Genomic DNA, 14682 nt, shown 5'->3' with positions numbered 1-14682 from the left:
CGGTCAGCGGACCAGGATCCTGCACGATCTTGTCGAAACCATCTGCAGCGAACATTTGGCGGTTCTCAAGAGCGCGGCGGGCGCTTGACAGGACCGATGCCGGCTGAGCCCCCGCCGGGAGGCATTCCTTCAGGGTCACCGGCGTTGAAAGCTATTTTCTGAAGCTCATCAAAGTCCTGTTTGCCTCCTGCGGGTGAGGAACCTTTCTGTTTTTGAAGCGAAACAGTAATAACTCAACATGTCATTTCTAATGCATAAAATGAAACGCATGTAACCTGCAGCTCAGCGATAGTAAAACCGTCGAAATTATAACTAAAGCGTCAGCATGGACGGCACCTTGACTTTCAAGGAGTAACCCCCAACTATCAGACTGAAGTACAATGTTACGCATTTCGATTGAAGTGGATATGGTCTGCAAATGTTTTTGGTTTCCAACCATTGCGAAACAATAATTTTCAGGGTTTGTCCCATAGCGGGAGACTGACCCCCGGCTCGGCGGCAAATCAGCTCCGATCGCGGGGGAAAAGCACAGCGAAAGGCATATCGCACGTATCGACTATTTTGAACGGCCCTCGAACACGCTCGGGTGGCTGTGGCAGGGCCGGAATGAAAGCAAGACCATGAAGAACCGCATCAAGAACACGCGAAAGCCGTTAATCGTGATTGGCAAGACTGATCACGAGCGTTTGAGCAACCTTGCGCTGGCAGCAGCCGATCGTTTTCCAGAGACCTCCGATGGCCTTTCGCTCGAGCTGGAACGTGCACGTGTGGTAACTGACGCCTCGGTACCTGGCAACGTCGTGCGCATGGGATCGACTGTGGAGTATGAGACGGATACGGGAAACATGCGAAAAGTGACGCTTGTGTTCCCCGGAGACGCGGATATTTCTGAAGGAAAGATATCCATCTTTACTCCCATTGGAACTGCTCTCCTCGGCCTGGCCCCGGGTCAGATGATGGATTGGGTTGCACGGGATGGGCGACTGCACAAGCTTACGGTTTTGGCAGTGACGGGACATCCAGCGGAAGCGTAGCCTTCCTATCCGTCTTGCTTGCAATCGATGGTTTGCCGAGTTCCCGGACGCTGTCCTGAGACCTGCTTATCTTCTCATTTTAACTTAGGCAGACGGGGTTGAACCTCATCAGGTGAGGGATCATTGAATTGATCGATGGCATATGGATTTCTTGCTTCCAGACCGTACCGTTTGCCGAGGCGCAAGAACAAAGGCGGGACAAAATTCCGCCTTCGTTTTGACCCGAATTTGCTGTGGCTGCTTAACCTGCGCTCAACTGGTCGGCGGACATTTTGCCGGATTTATTATCGCGCGCAATCTCGTAATTGATCTTCTGTCCGTCGCTCAAACTGCGCATTCCGGCGCGCTCGACGGCAGAAATGTGGACAAAAACATCCGCGCTGCCGTCGTCCGGTTGAATAAAACCAAAACCCTTGGTTGCGTTGAACCATTTCACGGTGCCTGTTGCCACGATAAATCCTCCCGATAAATTGAACAGTACCGTTATCGTCTCACCTATCGCGGATCAAGCCTTTGCACTGGCAAAATATGATTTTGTTTTCATCTTTACTTGCATGCGTTTCATCTTTCCGCAGCACTGTGGCCGTGGCAGTTGCCCTAATCGGGCGGAACGTGTCACTGTTGAGCGCAGCATACAACCGAGAAGCGGCACTTTAGATAAGCCATCTGCTTCCGTCTGAACGTGCCAATCTGCCAGGATATTTCTTTCGGCAAGTGATCGATCATCAGTCCGGTTGCAGAGAGCATCGCATGGCTTCCCGCTGAACAACGGTTGGCGTGAACAGGGAAAGAACAGTCAGGCCGCCAGTGCTCTTCCGGGAGTACCAGCATTTTCCGTGATCTGTTTTCGCGGTCTGCTGCCAGAGGAACCGCCGGAGAACGCGATATCCTCCATCCGACGGCGACGTGTGGTCCATAAGAGCATCGTCCACGACATTGCCGGCCCGAACGTGGATACGCAAGCGTGTCGGCCATATAGGTGAAGTTCCAGTAAACAATTGCTGCGATGACGAGAGTAAGGCCGGACGCACGATACTGCTGCGCCTCATGGCTGCGTTCGATAATGCGGCCTTGCCGAAACGTGCAGATTGCTTGCGTCAGAGCATCCCGCCGGCCGTGCGCGCGATCGCCTCTACCGAAACTCCGTGCAGGCTATATTCTGCGCACTCCATCGCGGCGATGTTTAGAATTTTCTCGCGTCGGTCAGCGCCGGCCATACGCTCCCATGATAACTAGCAACGTACATTTAACTTAATCGGTATCAAACGGCAGATCAACACATGATCCCACTGAATTTGTCGCGGAAATCCTGACCTTTGCTGTGTCGCAAAAGTTGGCGTATAACCTGATGCAGAAATCGGGAGGCGGCGGGCCTTGAAGGGAGAGAAGTTTTGGACGTGACGATTGAACTCGATACTGATGAACGGACCATCACGATTCCATCCGATCTTGAAAAGGCCCTGACCGCGGCCGGTCGAAAGAATTGGGATGCGTTGAGCTATTCGCATCAAAAAGAATATGTAGAGGCCGTGACCGGAGCCAAAAAAGCAAAGTCCCGCGCGCGGCGTGTCGAGCAAGCGGCCAATCGCTAAATTTGTCGGGAAATTCCTAGGTTTTAATACGTCACAGATGTCGGCATATCATCGGAAGCAAAATTTGGGATTTACCCGACATCCTACGTCCGAGATGGTGGAAACCAGACGTCTATGGGCCTTCGCAATAGCGAATTGGGTTATCGGGATCTGACCGAACTGTTGCTGCCGTTTCGACAATCAGATTGGAAAATGCTTCCTCCCTAACATCGTCAAATCTTACAAAGCTGACGTTGTTTCGACCCGCTCTTTTTTCCCTGAGGCTTCCCTTGTAGCGATCTAAGATTGGCTGGTCATCGACTGTGACTGAGAAATAGACGCTGATATAGCTCTTCTGGAGAGCGACGCCGACGATCGGCCAATCCGTAGATTTGCCTGATTTTATTGAATACCGGAACTTCCGATAGCCTATCATTTTCATTCGCATGCCGGCGTCACCCGCTGGGGTTCCTTTGTGAAAATAGCGTTTGAGTGTAGGGGCCGATCTCTGGATCAGATCATCTAGGCGATCCAGGTCGCCTTTCCGAGACGAGTCGAAGTTGAGATATTCGGACAACGTTTCCACTCAAGGCCAGGACCTCGACCAGTGGCACTTGGCGACGGGTGACGGTCACGACGCTAGACCGCCTCACCCGATCGACGCGCGACCTTCTCTACGTTGCGGAACAGATCAAGAATGCCGAGGCCTGCGGATTCCGACGTGTCGCAGGTTCGGTCATTATTGCGACGTCTTTCAGGTTTTTGCCTGTTCATAGGCCATGAATAGATCGGTTACGAGAACGCCATTGATCCTCATCCCAGTCAAATCGGCATCTTTGATGTCCGAATCTGCCAACGTGACGCCACTTATGGTCAATCGCGATAGATTGGCATTCGTGATGGCGGCTCCAGACAGATTGACGTTATTAAAGCGCGCATCTGCAAGGGTGATATCGTCAAAAACCGCTTCGCTTAAATTAGTGTCGGTGAACCTTGCCTTGGTCAACACGGCGTAAAACTGTGCATCTGCAAGGTTTACGCCATCGAAATTAGCGCCTGACATATTAGCCCGCTTGTAATGCGTTCCCTGCATCTGAGGGCCGTCAAATTGATTGTGTTCTTGGTGATCGCTCATCGTCTTTATCCTCCGGTCAATCATATTGTGACCCAAAGAATGCCAGATTGCGCAAATATTTACGACCGTCGAATCAAACGAGTCCACGCCAATTTTGGCCATGCCGCTTGTCACAACTCACAAAGTCAGTCGCGCCATTCCTGACCTTCGCAACAAAAGCGCCAGCATTGATTTTTCAGGGGAATTTCCATCGCAAAAGTCGCGTGCAAAAGTGAAAGTTTAGCGACGGACATTTGCGACACTTCGCGGCCCGGAATCCGGGCCGCTGCGAACGTGATGTAGGTTTCAGGAATTGCACGACAGACAGTCCAGTTTCGGAGCCTAGGCGATTGCTACGCAGCCTAAATCGACCGCATTGCCAACGGTTTCGCCGCGCGGCATCGGATCATCCAGGCGGCGCCCCGTGCAGAGCCGCCATTGTGACAGCAACGCCGATCTGTTTCTCAGTCGATCAGCGGTCGATCCCCAAACGGCCCGACTGCAGCGCGAGGATATCGGTGAAGATCGACGTCCAATCAGATTCGGAGACCTCCATGAGGCCAAAGCTCCGCAGCATGAAAATGCCTTCCGAAGCCAGGAACGCAAGACGTGTACGCCGTCCGATCTCCGTCGCAACGTCGAGCTTTTCCATGCGGCTGCGATACCATCTCTGCGCTCTTTGGCGTTGCTCCGGCGTCTGGACGAGCGCCGCCATCATCACCGCGGATCGGGCGTTGTTGACCTCATCGGTTCGCAGGGTCGCCTCTATGTCGGCGCGAATATGATTGATCGGATCAGTGTCGATCCCGACCAGCTTCACGACCTCCTCATCGAATTCGGTCTCCCAGCGATCGAACATGGCGTCGATCAGTTGGTGCTTCGTTCCGAAACAATGCTGCACTCCGCTCTTGGAGACACCTGCCGCCTTCGCGACCGCGTCGATCGAGAGGCCGGCCGCGCCGACCTGGCTCACCACGGCCTCGGCGGCATTCAGCACTTTGTCACGATCAATTGTTCGCGGTCGGCCCATTATCTACTCTCTTGAGTTTCGATACGATTCGTATCTATCCATTCGCTTGCAGAATGGCAAGAAAGCACGGCCGAGCACCGATTGACCGAAGGCACGTCAACGCAAAGCGAGGCCTTTGGATGCTCTCTTTTCGGTGATCGTTCCACGCCAGCGCTTGAGTCAGGCCCTCCGCCGGCACGGAGATGGAAAGGGCGTCCGCCGACGAGCGTGACACCGCGGGGAAATATCGCGGATTTCCTAGCGGAGACAGGCGCTTGGATCGACGTCATTCTTGCGTCCTTGCCACACGCCGGAATCCACATGGGGAACGGAGCATCCGGCACGCTTGGCTCCCAGGCAAACCCTTTGCTAGGACGAGCTTTCACAAGGCTCCCGCTTTTAGATACGTCTGTATCGAAACTCTTGACGTGCGAATATGAAGATGTTTTATTCGTGCCGATAAGATCGAAAATACGCCGTTATCAACCTGCGCACAGGAGCCATCCCTTGTTGACAGGCGATACGAAGGCTTGTGCGCACGCAATGGGAGCAGTCCGATGAAGTTTATGAAGCACCGCATGCTGGCTTCTTACGTTGCGCGATCCGCGTTGGTAGGATTCACCATCATTTTATCACAGCCTGCTGACGCTCGGGAGAAGACGCTTAATGTCCTTCATTGGTCTGACTATGTTGATCCGACCGTGTTGATTGATTTCACCAAAGAGACGGGCATCAAACTGGAATTCGACACAACCGATTCGAACGAGATGATCGAAACCAAACTTTATGCAGGTGGCTCCGGCTATGATGTGATCGTGCCTTCAGCGACCTTCCTGCAGCGTGAGATCAAGGCGGGCGCCATACAGGAACTCGACAAGGCGAAACTGCCAAACCTGCAATATGCATGGGAGGACGTTTACAAGCGGCTTGCAGTCTACGATCCAGGCAACAGCCACGGGGCCAGCTATACATGGTTCACGACTGGTATCGGCTACAATATTGACAAGGTGAAGGAGCGGCTCGGCGATACGCCAGTCAATAGCTGGGGTGTGATCTTCAATCCGGAGACGATCTCGAAGCTCGAAGATTGTGGTGTCTATGTGCTCGATTCACCGGAAGATTTGATTCCCGCAGCGCTGCGCTATCTCAAACTCGATCCAGACTACTCAAAGAATCCAGCTGATATTGAGAAAGCTGCAGAGTTGCTGGGGAAGGTCCGTAAATACATCAGAAAATTTCATTCTTCCGAATATATCAACGCGTTGGCAAACGGTGACGTATGTCTGGCGGTTGGCTGGTCAGGTGACACCTTCCAGGCACGAGATCGCGCGTTGGAAGCGCATCAGACCTCGCCGGACAAGCCGCTGGTCAACATCAACTATGTCATCCCAAAGGAAGGCACGCTTATGTCGCTCGATACCATGGCCATCCCGAAAGATGCACCGCACCCGGAGGAGGCCTACGCCTTCATTAACTTCATGCTGCGTCCGGACATCGCTGCACGGAACACCAACTTCGTAAAATTCGCCAACGGCGTGTTGGCGTCCCAGGACAAAGTCGATGAAGCCATTCGCCAGAATCCGGCGATCTATCCTGACAAGGCGACCATGGCAACGCTCTTCACTGTACAGCCACCGGACCAGAGGCAACAGCGGATCATCACCCGGGCCTGGACCAGACTTACAACCGGACAGTGATTTCGCGCAATATAGCTCTCATCAGTGTGAGCAGTTTAATGCGGCTGCGCAGCGCCCAGACACTGGGCATGGACGAGCAAGGCTATGGACGGGCCAAACATCTAGCGCAGGCCGACCAGATCATCGTGTTGGTCAAGGGACGAGTGGTCGAGCGCCGCAACTATGAGTGATTGCTTGTTCTCGGTGGCGCCTGTGCAGGCTTGGTAAGCGCAACGCATTGAAGCCAGCAGAAGAAAGTGGCATCTGACAGTCCTTATACCAATGGCCCTGGACCCTTGAGCGATGCTATGGAGAGGCGATGATCTGGCCGGACGGCCAGATCCAAAGGAGCATCGGTCACCAGAAAAGCGACTTGTTCGGGTTTGTTTATACCTCGTCAAATGGGAGTTCAAACTTGCACCGTTCTGCTCTTTTCAAGACCACCGCTCTGCTCTTGCTTCTGGCTTGTATTTCCGTGCTTGCTTTTAGGCTTTTAAGCTTTGAGCCGAAGTGGGGGCTCTTGTCGATCATGGGCGGCGGTTGCGGATTATTGGCTCTCCTCATAGGAGGGTTCACCCGTAGCAACATGATGGCCGGGATCGTCATCCTATTGGTTCTCCTGTGCATCACCTTGGCCGGACCGACATTTGGTTTCTTGCTCTTGTTCGGCCTCGCGATAGGCTTCGGATCGTTGTCGCAAATCGCCCTCTGGGGAGAATCGGGAATGGATGGCGTCCTCCTGCAAACGTTGGGGCTTCTTGCAATAGCGGTCGTAGTGTCGCTTTGCTTCGTCAGCCAAGCATGGCTGATCCTGCGCGCTCGCAATGCCTGGAGGGGCAGACCACTAGAATAGGTCAAGGCCATGGATTTGGTGAGATCTCGCAGGCTGGGGATTCAAGATGGCAGGAGACGCCAATTTTTCGATTGTAGCCGAAGCAAATGCGGTGCATCCAACCGTTCTTTCCACTCCTGCACAGCATACCCCGCGCCCTCCAGCAACGCGCTACATGCGGACGCCTGCTGCCGACAAAGGAGGAGCACGCAGATGAGCAATGCCGGCCCAGATGAAGCGACCCGCGAGGAAGAGCCCCCAGAACCGTTCCAGGCGCGGCCGGGAAGCTGGGCGGACCTGTTCGCAGAGGGCCGGCTCGCCGTCGTGGCCGTCATAGCCGGCGGCACCCTTCTTTATGCTATGAACATGTATTTCACGGCGGCGCTGATGCCGACCATCGTCGGCGACATTGGCGGCATGCATTATTATGCGTGGGTAACTACGATCTATGTGCTGGCCGCGATTTCCGGCACCATGCTGGTCGACCGTACTCTCGGCCTTTACGGAGCCCGGACCTGCTTTGTCGCCGCTTTCGTCTTGTTTGGAGCCGGAGCGGCCGCCAATGCGCTCAGTCCGGTGATCGAGTTGCTGCTTGCCGCACGCGCAGCGCAGGGGCTGGCCGGCGGATTCCTTGCAGGTCTCGGCTATGCGGTGATCCGTTCCGTCCTGCCTCGGCGGCTGTGGGCGCGGGCAGCCGGGATGACGGCGTCCACATGGGGTTTTGGCGCCTTATTCGGCCCCCTGCTCGGCGGGCTGTTCGGCGAGTTCGGCGCATGGCGCTGGGCCTATGGCACCATCGCCGCCGCGGCAGCCTTACTGGCGCTGATGGCCCTGCATGCCCTGCGCAACAGCCTGGTCGTCAGGGAGCACCGTCAGCCTATCCCAATCGTCTCGCTGACAGTGCTGATTCTCGCGGCGGCGACGATCGGCCTCAGTTCCCTCGTTCCCACCGGGTGGCCGATGCTCCTGGCCGTCGGGTCGGGTCTGGCGATTCTCGTTCTTTTCGTCATGATCGATCGGCGGGGGCCGAACACCATTCTGGCCGCGGGGACATACCAGGTGGGGAACCCGCTCAAATGGACCTATCTTACAGCCGGGCTTTTATGCGCCGGCGTGATGATCGAGAACTTCGTCCCGCTTTTCGCGCAGGACCTCGGCGGGCTGAGTCCGCTTTGGGGCGGAGTTCTGGGCGCGGTGCTTTCCACGGGCTGGGTCGTGGCCCAAATTCTCATCGTCTCCGTCGAAGACGAGGCCAAGCAGCGTCTGGCGGTTCGTGCCGGATCGCTTCTGCTGGCGGCGGCGCTGAGCGCCTATGCCCTGCTTCAGGCCAACGACGCCTCGATGTTGCTGGTTGCCCTATGGCTGGCGACTCTGTTCCTTGCAGGGATAGGCATCGGCATGTCCTATCCGTTCCTGGCGGTGGCGGCGATGAATAGCGTCAGCGATCCGAGCGAGGGACGCAAGGCAGCTGCCGGGCTGGCTATGATCCAAACCATGGCTTTTGCGGTAACCTCCGCACTGGCGGGCGGATTCATGACTTTGGCAGGTGATGATCGACTAATCTCCGCACGCTATGTTATCTTCGGCATTGCCGCAATCGCCGCGGTTGGTGTGGTGACCGCTCATCTTGCAACCAGCCGCAAAAACAGCCGCAGGGGGGTGTGATAGCCGATATTCACGGCCCTGTTCATTTTACTGCCAGACATTTGCCCGGGCCGAGGGTGCCGATTTGTTTTCTGACAGATTCCAATCCTCAGTCATTGAGCTACCGGGAAACGTAGGTTTTCGCGTCGTCAGATCATCTTTTTGCCCCGGCGATAGAGCCTTGTTTGCCTCGAAGCCGACTTGCGCATTCACCAGCTGATAAGCGTCCAGCTTGAATGAGGACGTGAATATTCTATACCCAGATTCGCCGTGAGTTCCGGCGCGTTGGGAGCGTCATAGCCATCCCTCGCACCTGTCGACGCATTGGCTGGAACATTGACGAGTTCCGACTTCGTTACGCCAATACCGCCTGTGAATTTCCAGTACTCATCAAGCACCAGTTTTGCTTCGACCTCGAAGCCGTAGCTGCGCAAATCCTGATTGGCTAACAGGAACCGGAAGCTTGCCGGATCGAATGTGGCCACCTGTCCGTTTTTTACGTCATTGTAGAAAACGCTGGCATTCAGGTCGAGTCGATCGTCGAACAGCTTTGCCTTGTGCCGATTTCGTATGTCCACACGGTGGCAGCCTTGAATGGATTTGCCGCAACCCCGCATATGCATCCGAAGTATAGCGCTCGAACCCGCCTGAAGAATAGCCGCGCGCAACAGATGCATAACTCAGCATCTCCTCGTTCCACTTCCATGAAAGTGCCGCGCGTCCGGTTACAAAGGTGTCGTCAAACGGCCGGTCCTGTGCGAATCAGAGGACCGTTCCGGCGGCAGCACAAGGTAGAGCATACCGCCGACAAGGTCGTCTCTGATGGAAACATAGCCGAGAACGGGCAGCCAACTGAGCTTGAGGCCGAAGAACAGCAAAAGTAGCAGACCGAGCTAGAAGGTCGGGATGGAGAGAAGCACCGTCGGCGTGCCGACGAGCATCACATCAGTCGGGCCGTTCTGCCGCCATGCTGCAATCACACCGGCCGGCACCGCGATCAGGCTGGCGAGCAAAACCGCGACGACGACGATCTGCGCGCTGACCATGAAGCGGGACATCACCAGCGGCAAGATCGCCGGAATAAAGCGGATCAACGCGAATAAGGCTATCGAAACGAGAGCGATAGTAGGCAGCGCCATCAATAGCCGGCCTAAAATGAAACGTGTCATAGAGTTCCCTCGCTGTCTAAGGATTGCCCGCACAGCATTATTGATTAGACTATGACAAATTGTGCGGATAGGTGCAATAGTATGAATATCTTCATACCTTAACTCTCAACCTCATTCTCGTTTGGTAAGGAAACTCATGAATCTTAATCAGCTTGAAATTCTCAGGGCGCTGATGATGACGGGCTCAACGATCGCCACGGCAAAAGCGACTGGGCTCAGTCAATCAGGCGTCAGCCGTTTGCTCCAGCAGCTTGAGGCGGATGTTTCGATGACGTTATTCCTTCGCGAAAAGGGCCGCCTGGTTCCGACGCCGGAAGCCGCCATATTGGCAAAGGACGCGCAGGAGATCCTGCTCGGGCTGGAGCGGATGTCGGCACGGGCCGAAGATCTGCGAAAAGGAAACACAGGGTCCGAAATCGTCCGAGTTGCTCTGCCGATCAGCATGTGGGAACATTTCGCGCCGGCCATGCTCTCGGAGTTCACACAAAAATATCCGGGCGTCAGGATTGAGACCTTTTTCGATACCGCAAGTGCGATATCGAGGCTCGTAGAGCATCGCTTGGTCGATTTCGGACTCACGCGCATCGAGGGGGACTGTGGTCCCGGGATCATTGTGGACGAAGTTGCAACCGGCGAGAATGTTTGCGTCATTCCTGTCGGACATCCTTTGAGTGCTCATAAGCAAGTGACGCCGGCCGATCTTGCCAACGTTCCGCTCATTCTCATCGGCCGGCAGAGACCAAATCGTGTGGCGCTCGACCAGATGTTCGTCCAAAGCGGCGTCCGGCCGTTCGTCAAGATTGAAACCCACACCAGCAGTTCGGCCTGCTCGTATGTCGCCTGCGGGCTGGGTGTGGCGATCATCAGCAGCTTCTACGCCAATCTCTTCCGCGATTTGCCGATCGTGCAGCGTCCATTTGTGCCACGCTCGACGCAGCGTTTTGGACTGGCGCGACTGGAGGCGATGCCGTTGTCAATCGCAGCCCTCGGCCTGCGCAATGCACTGAAAAAGCAGATCGAACGGTCACAGGATCCTGATGTCGAACCCTACAGTTTTGCCAAGCTTCGAAGCTTGGCATTCTCTGAAGAGCACGAGGGCGGTAAGTGACGTACCGCCATCGGTGGCAATACCTTTTCAAATCTTTCAATGCGACCAACGCCGCATTATTCCCCCAGTTTCACCGGTCGGGTTTCAAAGAATATTGGAACTATTCAATTGCCAAATGGAAATTGCGCCCAACGGTGGCGGATGCGGTCATCTTCCCGACGGTCTTCCCCGTCAATCACTCTGCGTTCAGGATATCGTCAAGGGTTGGCTCCTCCACCTCCGGAAGACCTGCAAGCCAACCTCTGCTTCATCTTTTTCTGTGCGGCGTCATAGTGCAGAGCCAGAATTGCAGTGGCCATTCAGCTGGCCGTTGTCGCTTTGGTTCACCGAAAGACTGCTCGGAATAGTCCGCCGCGTGGTTTGGGTCGATAAGCATCCCTTCCCGCAGATTGTCGAAGAGTTGATACTCGTGAATGTAGAGCCAATAGTTGATGCCGTGTTTGTTCAGGGCCGTATAAAACAGCATCACCAGTTCATAGTCCGACAGCTGCGCCCTCAGCAGCTTTACATACGGTCCTCTGTCCTTGATCCCTTTCGCCTCATGAACGAACCTCAGGACATTGTAGAGGTAACGGTAGTAGTGGGCGAGATCCTGCTGTCGGTACTTCCAGAATGCATCGTAGGCGATCCGGATGGCCCTTGGCTTCCTCATATTCGACCTTGAAATTGTTGAAGAACTGGCTGAAGCAGTCGCGCCCTCTCGTTACGCGCGGGCCCTTATCAATATCGAGGCCCGCCGCCCGCTCTCGGCCACTGTAGTAAAGGTCGATCGAGTTAACGATAGTATTGTGGAGCGTGAGCATCTGAAAGAACGTAGACTCGAAGTTCTGCCGGTCGGTCGCCTGAAGTTGGTTTTCCAAGGCGGTTGCCGACCGCTCCAGCTCAACCCGCGTATCTTTCAGTTCCGTCTGCTGGAGAACGGGTCACCAAGAGGCCCATGAACGTGAGGAAGGTCAGCAGCGGGTTAAGGGTGCCACCGATGAAGTCGCCGACCGGCCCCAGCTGGCCGGCGCTTTTGCTCCATATGATAGCGATACCGAATATGAGGATGGTGAGCCCGGCAGCAAAAAGAAACAGGCAAAACAGCCCCGGTTTGTTCCTCTCGCCTTTTTCGACGCCAATGAAACTGTCAAATTTCTGTTTGACTGCATGAAAACACTTCTGCATCAACCCACCCAAAACACTTCAGAACAACTGCCTCGTCGTGCCACCTTGGCACTATACATCTCCGCAGGCAGGCAGAATTTCTAAATCATCCGTCTGCGCCACATACCGTCACGACAGTCGCGAATGTTCACCCTCACCCCTTGCCCTTGATACTCTCCGAAAAGTTGTAACATTCAAGCGAACGGCTACCGTCTTCGGCGTGGCAGCGCTCAGCATAGTCGTCGGTCGTGACATAGATGAACGTTTTGACATTACCTTTTTTGATCACACGCGATCTTAAGCTACTGGGATGATCGTATCACCTGACGATTCGCCATTTTCTTTGGCCAATGCAACCGGACGGGGACGCAACCATAAGCTTGGGGGAGCAGCGTCGGTGTGCTCCGCAAGTTAACGCGCATCTCGCGCCGCCAGCCCTCACCGCAGGACGCGAAGGAGCTTGGGCAATCAAGCTCAGCGCCGGTGTTTTATTGGGAGAGTGTCAACATTGATCCGAAGGGGCACGCGATCAACCACGACGCCAGCGTATTTGCCGCCTCAAGAGTAGATATCCTCCTTGATGACGAACATCCGTCGATCAGTGCTGCCTGGTTCCGAAGCAGTGTTGGACTTCACTCTTGGTGATGCCGGCGGCCTTGGCAACCGCATCGATTGAAAGGTTGCGGCACCGACCTCGCTGACGACCGCCTCGGCGGCATCAAGAAGCTTGTTGCGGTCGACCCGATCAATGCCCCTTGAGTTTCAATACGATCGTATCTATACATGTCTTTCAAAATAGCAAGCGGGCTGAGTTGGCCCGCTCACGAACATCGGTGATCATTATGACTTCCGTAAACCGGTGGCTAGTACTGGCCATCGTATCCACCGCACTATTACTCATCGTCATCGACATGACGGTGCTCTATATTGCATTGCCGAGCCTGACGCACGATCTTGGCGCGACTGGTGCCGAGAAACTCTGGATCGTCAATGCCTACCCGCTCGTGGTTGCTGGCCTAGTGCCCGGATTGGGAACACTGGGCGATCGGCTGGGGCACAAGAAGCTCTTCATCGGCGGTCTCGTCGTCTTCGGTGTTGCCTCCGTGGCCGCTGCCTTCGCCTCTACGCCGTCCATCCTGATCGCGGCGCGGGTCCTCCTGGCCATCGGCGCGGCAATGATGATGCCGGCGACACTCTCCATCATCCGCCTTACCTTCTTCGACGAGCGCGAGCGATCGATGGCGATCGGGATCTGGGCGGCCGTCGCCTCGGGCGGCGCTGCCTTCGGTCCGATTGTGGGCGGTGTCCTCCTCGAATATTTCTGGTGGGGCTCGGTTTTCCTGATCAACGTGCCCATCGTGCTCGTCGCCTTGGCTCTAGGGGTATTCGTTATCCCGACAGGGCTGAAGCAGAGCGATCGTCCGTGGGATCTGATCGCCTCGTTACAAATCCTGACCGGTCTCGTCGGCGTCGTTTATGCGATCAAGGAGTTCTCCAAGCCAGCACCGTCCCATGAAAGCGTCGCGGCCGCCAGCTTCATCGGTGTTGTGGCGCTGCTCCTGTTCGTGCGGCGGCAGAACCGCTCCACTCATCCATTGATCGATTTCTCGCTCTTCCGCGATGCCCGTTTTTCGTCCGGCGTGGCAACGGCATTGATCGCTTCTCTTGCCGTGGTCGGTGTCGAGCTGGTGGTCAGCCAACGGCTTCAGCTGGTTCTTGGCCTGTCGCCGCTGGAGGCGGGATTGTTCATCCTGCCCATTCCGATCGCCGCCTTCATAGGTGGTCCGCTGACGGGCATCGCCCTGCCGCGATGGGGCGGGGAGGTCATCCTGTGGAGCGCACTGCTCTTGGCCGCGATCGGGCTCGGCGGATATCTTCTGCTGCTCGACGGCGCAAGAATCTACCAGATCGTGAGTCTCGCCGGGCTGGGCCTGGGCGCGGGCGCCGCAATGACGGCGGCCTCGAGCATGATCATGTTCTCTGCGCCGGCCGATCGCGCGGGGATGGCGGCCTCGGTCGAGGAGGTCTCCTACGAGTTGGGCGCAACTCTCGGAATCGCCATCCTCGGGAGTCTGATGTCAGCTGTTTATGCCGCGTCGCTGTTTTTGCCTCTCGGGACGCCCGACATCGCCTATGATGGGCTCGACCAGGCGCTGATCGTGGCCGAGCGGCTGCAAGGCCCGGATGCCGACAGCCTGCGTGCGCTCGCACGCTCCGCCTTCGACGAGGCATTCGTGGCCGTTATCGGCGTGGCAGCCGCTATCCTTTTCATCGCGGCGTTCTTCCTGCGCCTGGCCGTCGGAGGAGGTCCGCTGTTTGGCCGGAGATGACAAATGACGCACCATGTGTCTTGACACCGCGTGCTTGCGCTGTTCAAGC

The 14682-nt window shown here is 55.8% G+C and carries 15 protein-coding genes and 2 pseudogenes; 8 read left to right on the top strand and 9 right to left on the bottom strand.

The genetic code is table 11. The features are described from left to right. The first annotated feature begins 620 nt into the window (after positions 1–620). Positions 621–1034: a nucleoside diphosphate kinase regulator gene (rnk, locus tag AC6CHM_RS23180; protein ID WP_498175316.1), complete on the top strand. Its 414-nt coding sequence runs from the start codon at positions 621–623 to the stop codon at positions 1032–1034. Positions 1035–1275: 241 nt separating this feature from the next. Here rnk and AC6CHM_RS23175 read toward each other — a convergent pair whose 3' ends face one another. Then, positions 1276–1485 (bottom strand): cold-shock protein, encoded by a 210-nt coding sequence (locus tag AC6CHM_RS23175; RefSeq protein WP_498175314.1) that lies wholly within the window; start codon positions 1483–1485, stop codon positions 1276–1278. A 164-nt stretch (positions 1486–1649) separates the two neighbouring features. After that, positions 1650–2135, bottom strand: a complete 486-nt coding sequence (locus tag AC6CHM_RS23170) for a Tn3 family transposase (RefSeq protein ID WP_498175351.1) — start codon at positions 2133–2135, stop codon at positions 1650–1652. A gap of 296 nt (positions 2136–2431) precedes the next feature. Here AC6CHM_RS23170 and AC6CHM_RS23165 point away from each other — a divergent pair, with 296 nt between their 5' ends. After that, the gene (locus AC6CHM_RS23165; RefSeq protein WP_498175349.1) at positions 2432–2626 is read left to right on the top strand and encodes a YdeI/OmpD-associated family protein; all 195 of its coding nucleotides are present in this window, start codon (positions 2432–2434) and stop codon (positions 2624–2626) included. A 112-nt stretch (positions 2627–2738) separates the two neighbouring features. Here the strand turns inward: AC6CHM_RS23165 and AC6CHM_RS23160 are convergent, their stop codons facing one another. The 3 genes from AC6CHM_RS23160 to AC6CHM_RS23150 all read right to left on the bottom strand — a co-directional run bounded on the left by AC6CHM_RS23160 (position 2739) and on the right by AC6CHM_RS23150 (position 4749). Continuing rightward, positions 2739–3182 carry a hypothetical protein gene (locus AC6CHM_RS23160; protein ID WP_498175312.1) on the bottom strand — a complete coding sequence of 148 codons (444 nt, stop codon included), beginning with the start codon at positions 3180–3182 and terminating at the stop codon, positions 2739–2741. Positions 3183–3359: 177 nt separating this feature from the next. Then, complete coding sequence (locus AC6CHM_RS23155; RefSeq protein WP_498175310.1) at positions 3360–3740, bottom strand: pentapeptide repeat-containing protein; 381 nt, start codon at positions 3738–3740, stop codon at positions 3360–3362. A gap of 451 nt (positions 3741–4191) precedes the next feature. Next, entirely contained in the window at positions 4192–4749 is a 558-nt protein-coding gene (locus AC6CHM_RS23150; protein ID WP_498175308.1) for a TetR/AcrR family transcriptional regulator, read from the bottom strand. Positions 4750–5294: 545 nt separating this feature from the next. On the opposite strand from AC6CHM_RS23150, the gene AC6CHM_RS23145 reads away from it, so the two are divergent. From AC6CHM_RS23145 to AC6CHM_RS23130, 4 genes are all read left to right on the top strand, one after another. Further along, on the top strand, positions 5295–6425 hold the full coding sequence (locus AC6CHM_RS23145) for a polyamine ABC transporter substrate-binding protein (RefSeq protein WP_498175347.1): 1131 nt from the start codon (positions 5295–5297) through the stop codon (positions 6423–6425). 26 nt (positions 6426–6451) lie between these two features. Then, complete coding sequence (locus tag AC6CHM_RS23140) at positions 6452–6595, top strand: hypothetical protein (protein WP_498175306.1); 144 nt, start codon at positions 6452–6454, stop codon at positions 6593–6595. Positions 6596–6819: 224 nt separating this feature from the next. Then, complete coding sequence (locus AC6CHM_RS23135) at positions 6820–7257, top strand: hypothetical protein (RefSeq protein WP_498175304.1); 438 nt, start codon at positions 6820–6822, stop codon at positions 7255–7257. A 192-nt stretch (positions 7258–7449) separates the two neighbouring features. Further along, positions 7450–8901 (top strand): MFS transporter, encoded by a 1452-nt coding sequence (locus AC6CHM_RS23130; protein ID WP_498175302.1) that lies wholly within the window; start codon positions 7450–7452, stop codon positions 8899–8901. A gap of 188 nt (positions 8902–9089) precedes the next feature. Here the strand turns inward: AC6CHM_RS23130 and AC6CHM_RS23125 are convergent, their stop codons facing one another. Next, complete coding sequence (locus AC6CHM_RS23125) at positions 9090–9557, bottom strand: TonB-dependent receptor domain-containing protein (protein ID WP_498175300.1); 468 nt, start codon at positions 9555–9557, stop codon at positions 9090–9092. 102 nt (positions 9558–9659) lie between these two features. Beyond that, positions 9660–10049: pseudogene (locus AC6CHM_RS23120) on the bottom strand (ABC transporter permease family protein); the annotation flags it as partial. A gap of 136 nt (positions 10050–10185) precedes the next feature. Here AC6CHM_RS23120 and AC6CHM_RS23115 point away from each other — a divergent pair. Beyond that, positions 10186–11082, top strand: a pseudogene (locus AC6CHM_RS23115) (LysR family transcriptional regulator); the annotation flags it as partial. Between the two features lie 322 nt (positions 11083–11404). On the opposite strand, the gene AC6CHM_RS23110 reads toward AC6CHM_RS23115, so the two are convergent. Then, positions 11405–11809 carry a putative phage abortive infection protein gene (locus tag AC6CHM_RS23110; RefSeq protein ID WP_498175297.1) on the bottom strand — a complete coding sequence of 135 codons (405 nt, stop codon included), beginning with the start codon at positions 11807–11809 and terminating at the stop codon, positions 11405–11407. Positions 11810–12039: 230 nt separating this feature from the next. After that, positions 12040–12324, bottom strand: a complete 285-nt coding sequence (locus AC6CHM_RS23105) for a hypothetical protein (RefSeq protein ID WP_498175295.1) — start codon at positions 12322–12324, stop codon at positions 12040–12042. 821 nt (positions 12325–13145) lie between these two features. Between AC6CHM_RS23105 and AC6CHM_RS23100 the strand changes: the two genes are divergently transcribed. Further along, complete coding sequence (locus tag AC6CHM_RS23100) at positions 13146–14633, top strand: MFS transporter (protein ID WP_498175293.1); 1488 nt, start codon at positions 13146–13148, stop codon at positions 14631–14633. Positions 14634–14682 lie beyond the last annotated feature (49 nt).

It is taken from the genome of Phyllobacterium sp. GQ127 (assembly GCF_059758635.1).
This window is presented reverse-complemented; position numbering and strand designations above follow the sequence as displayed.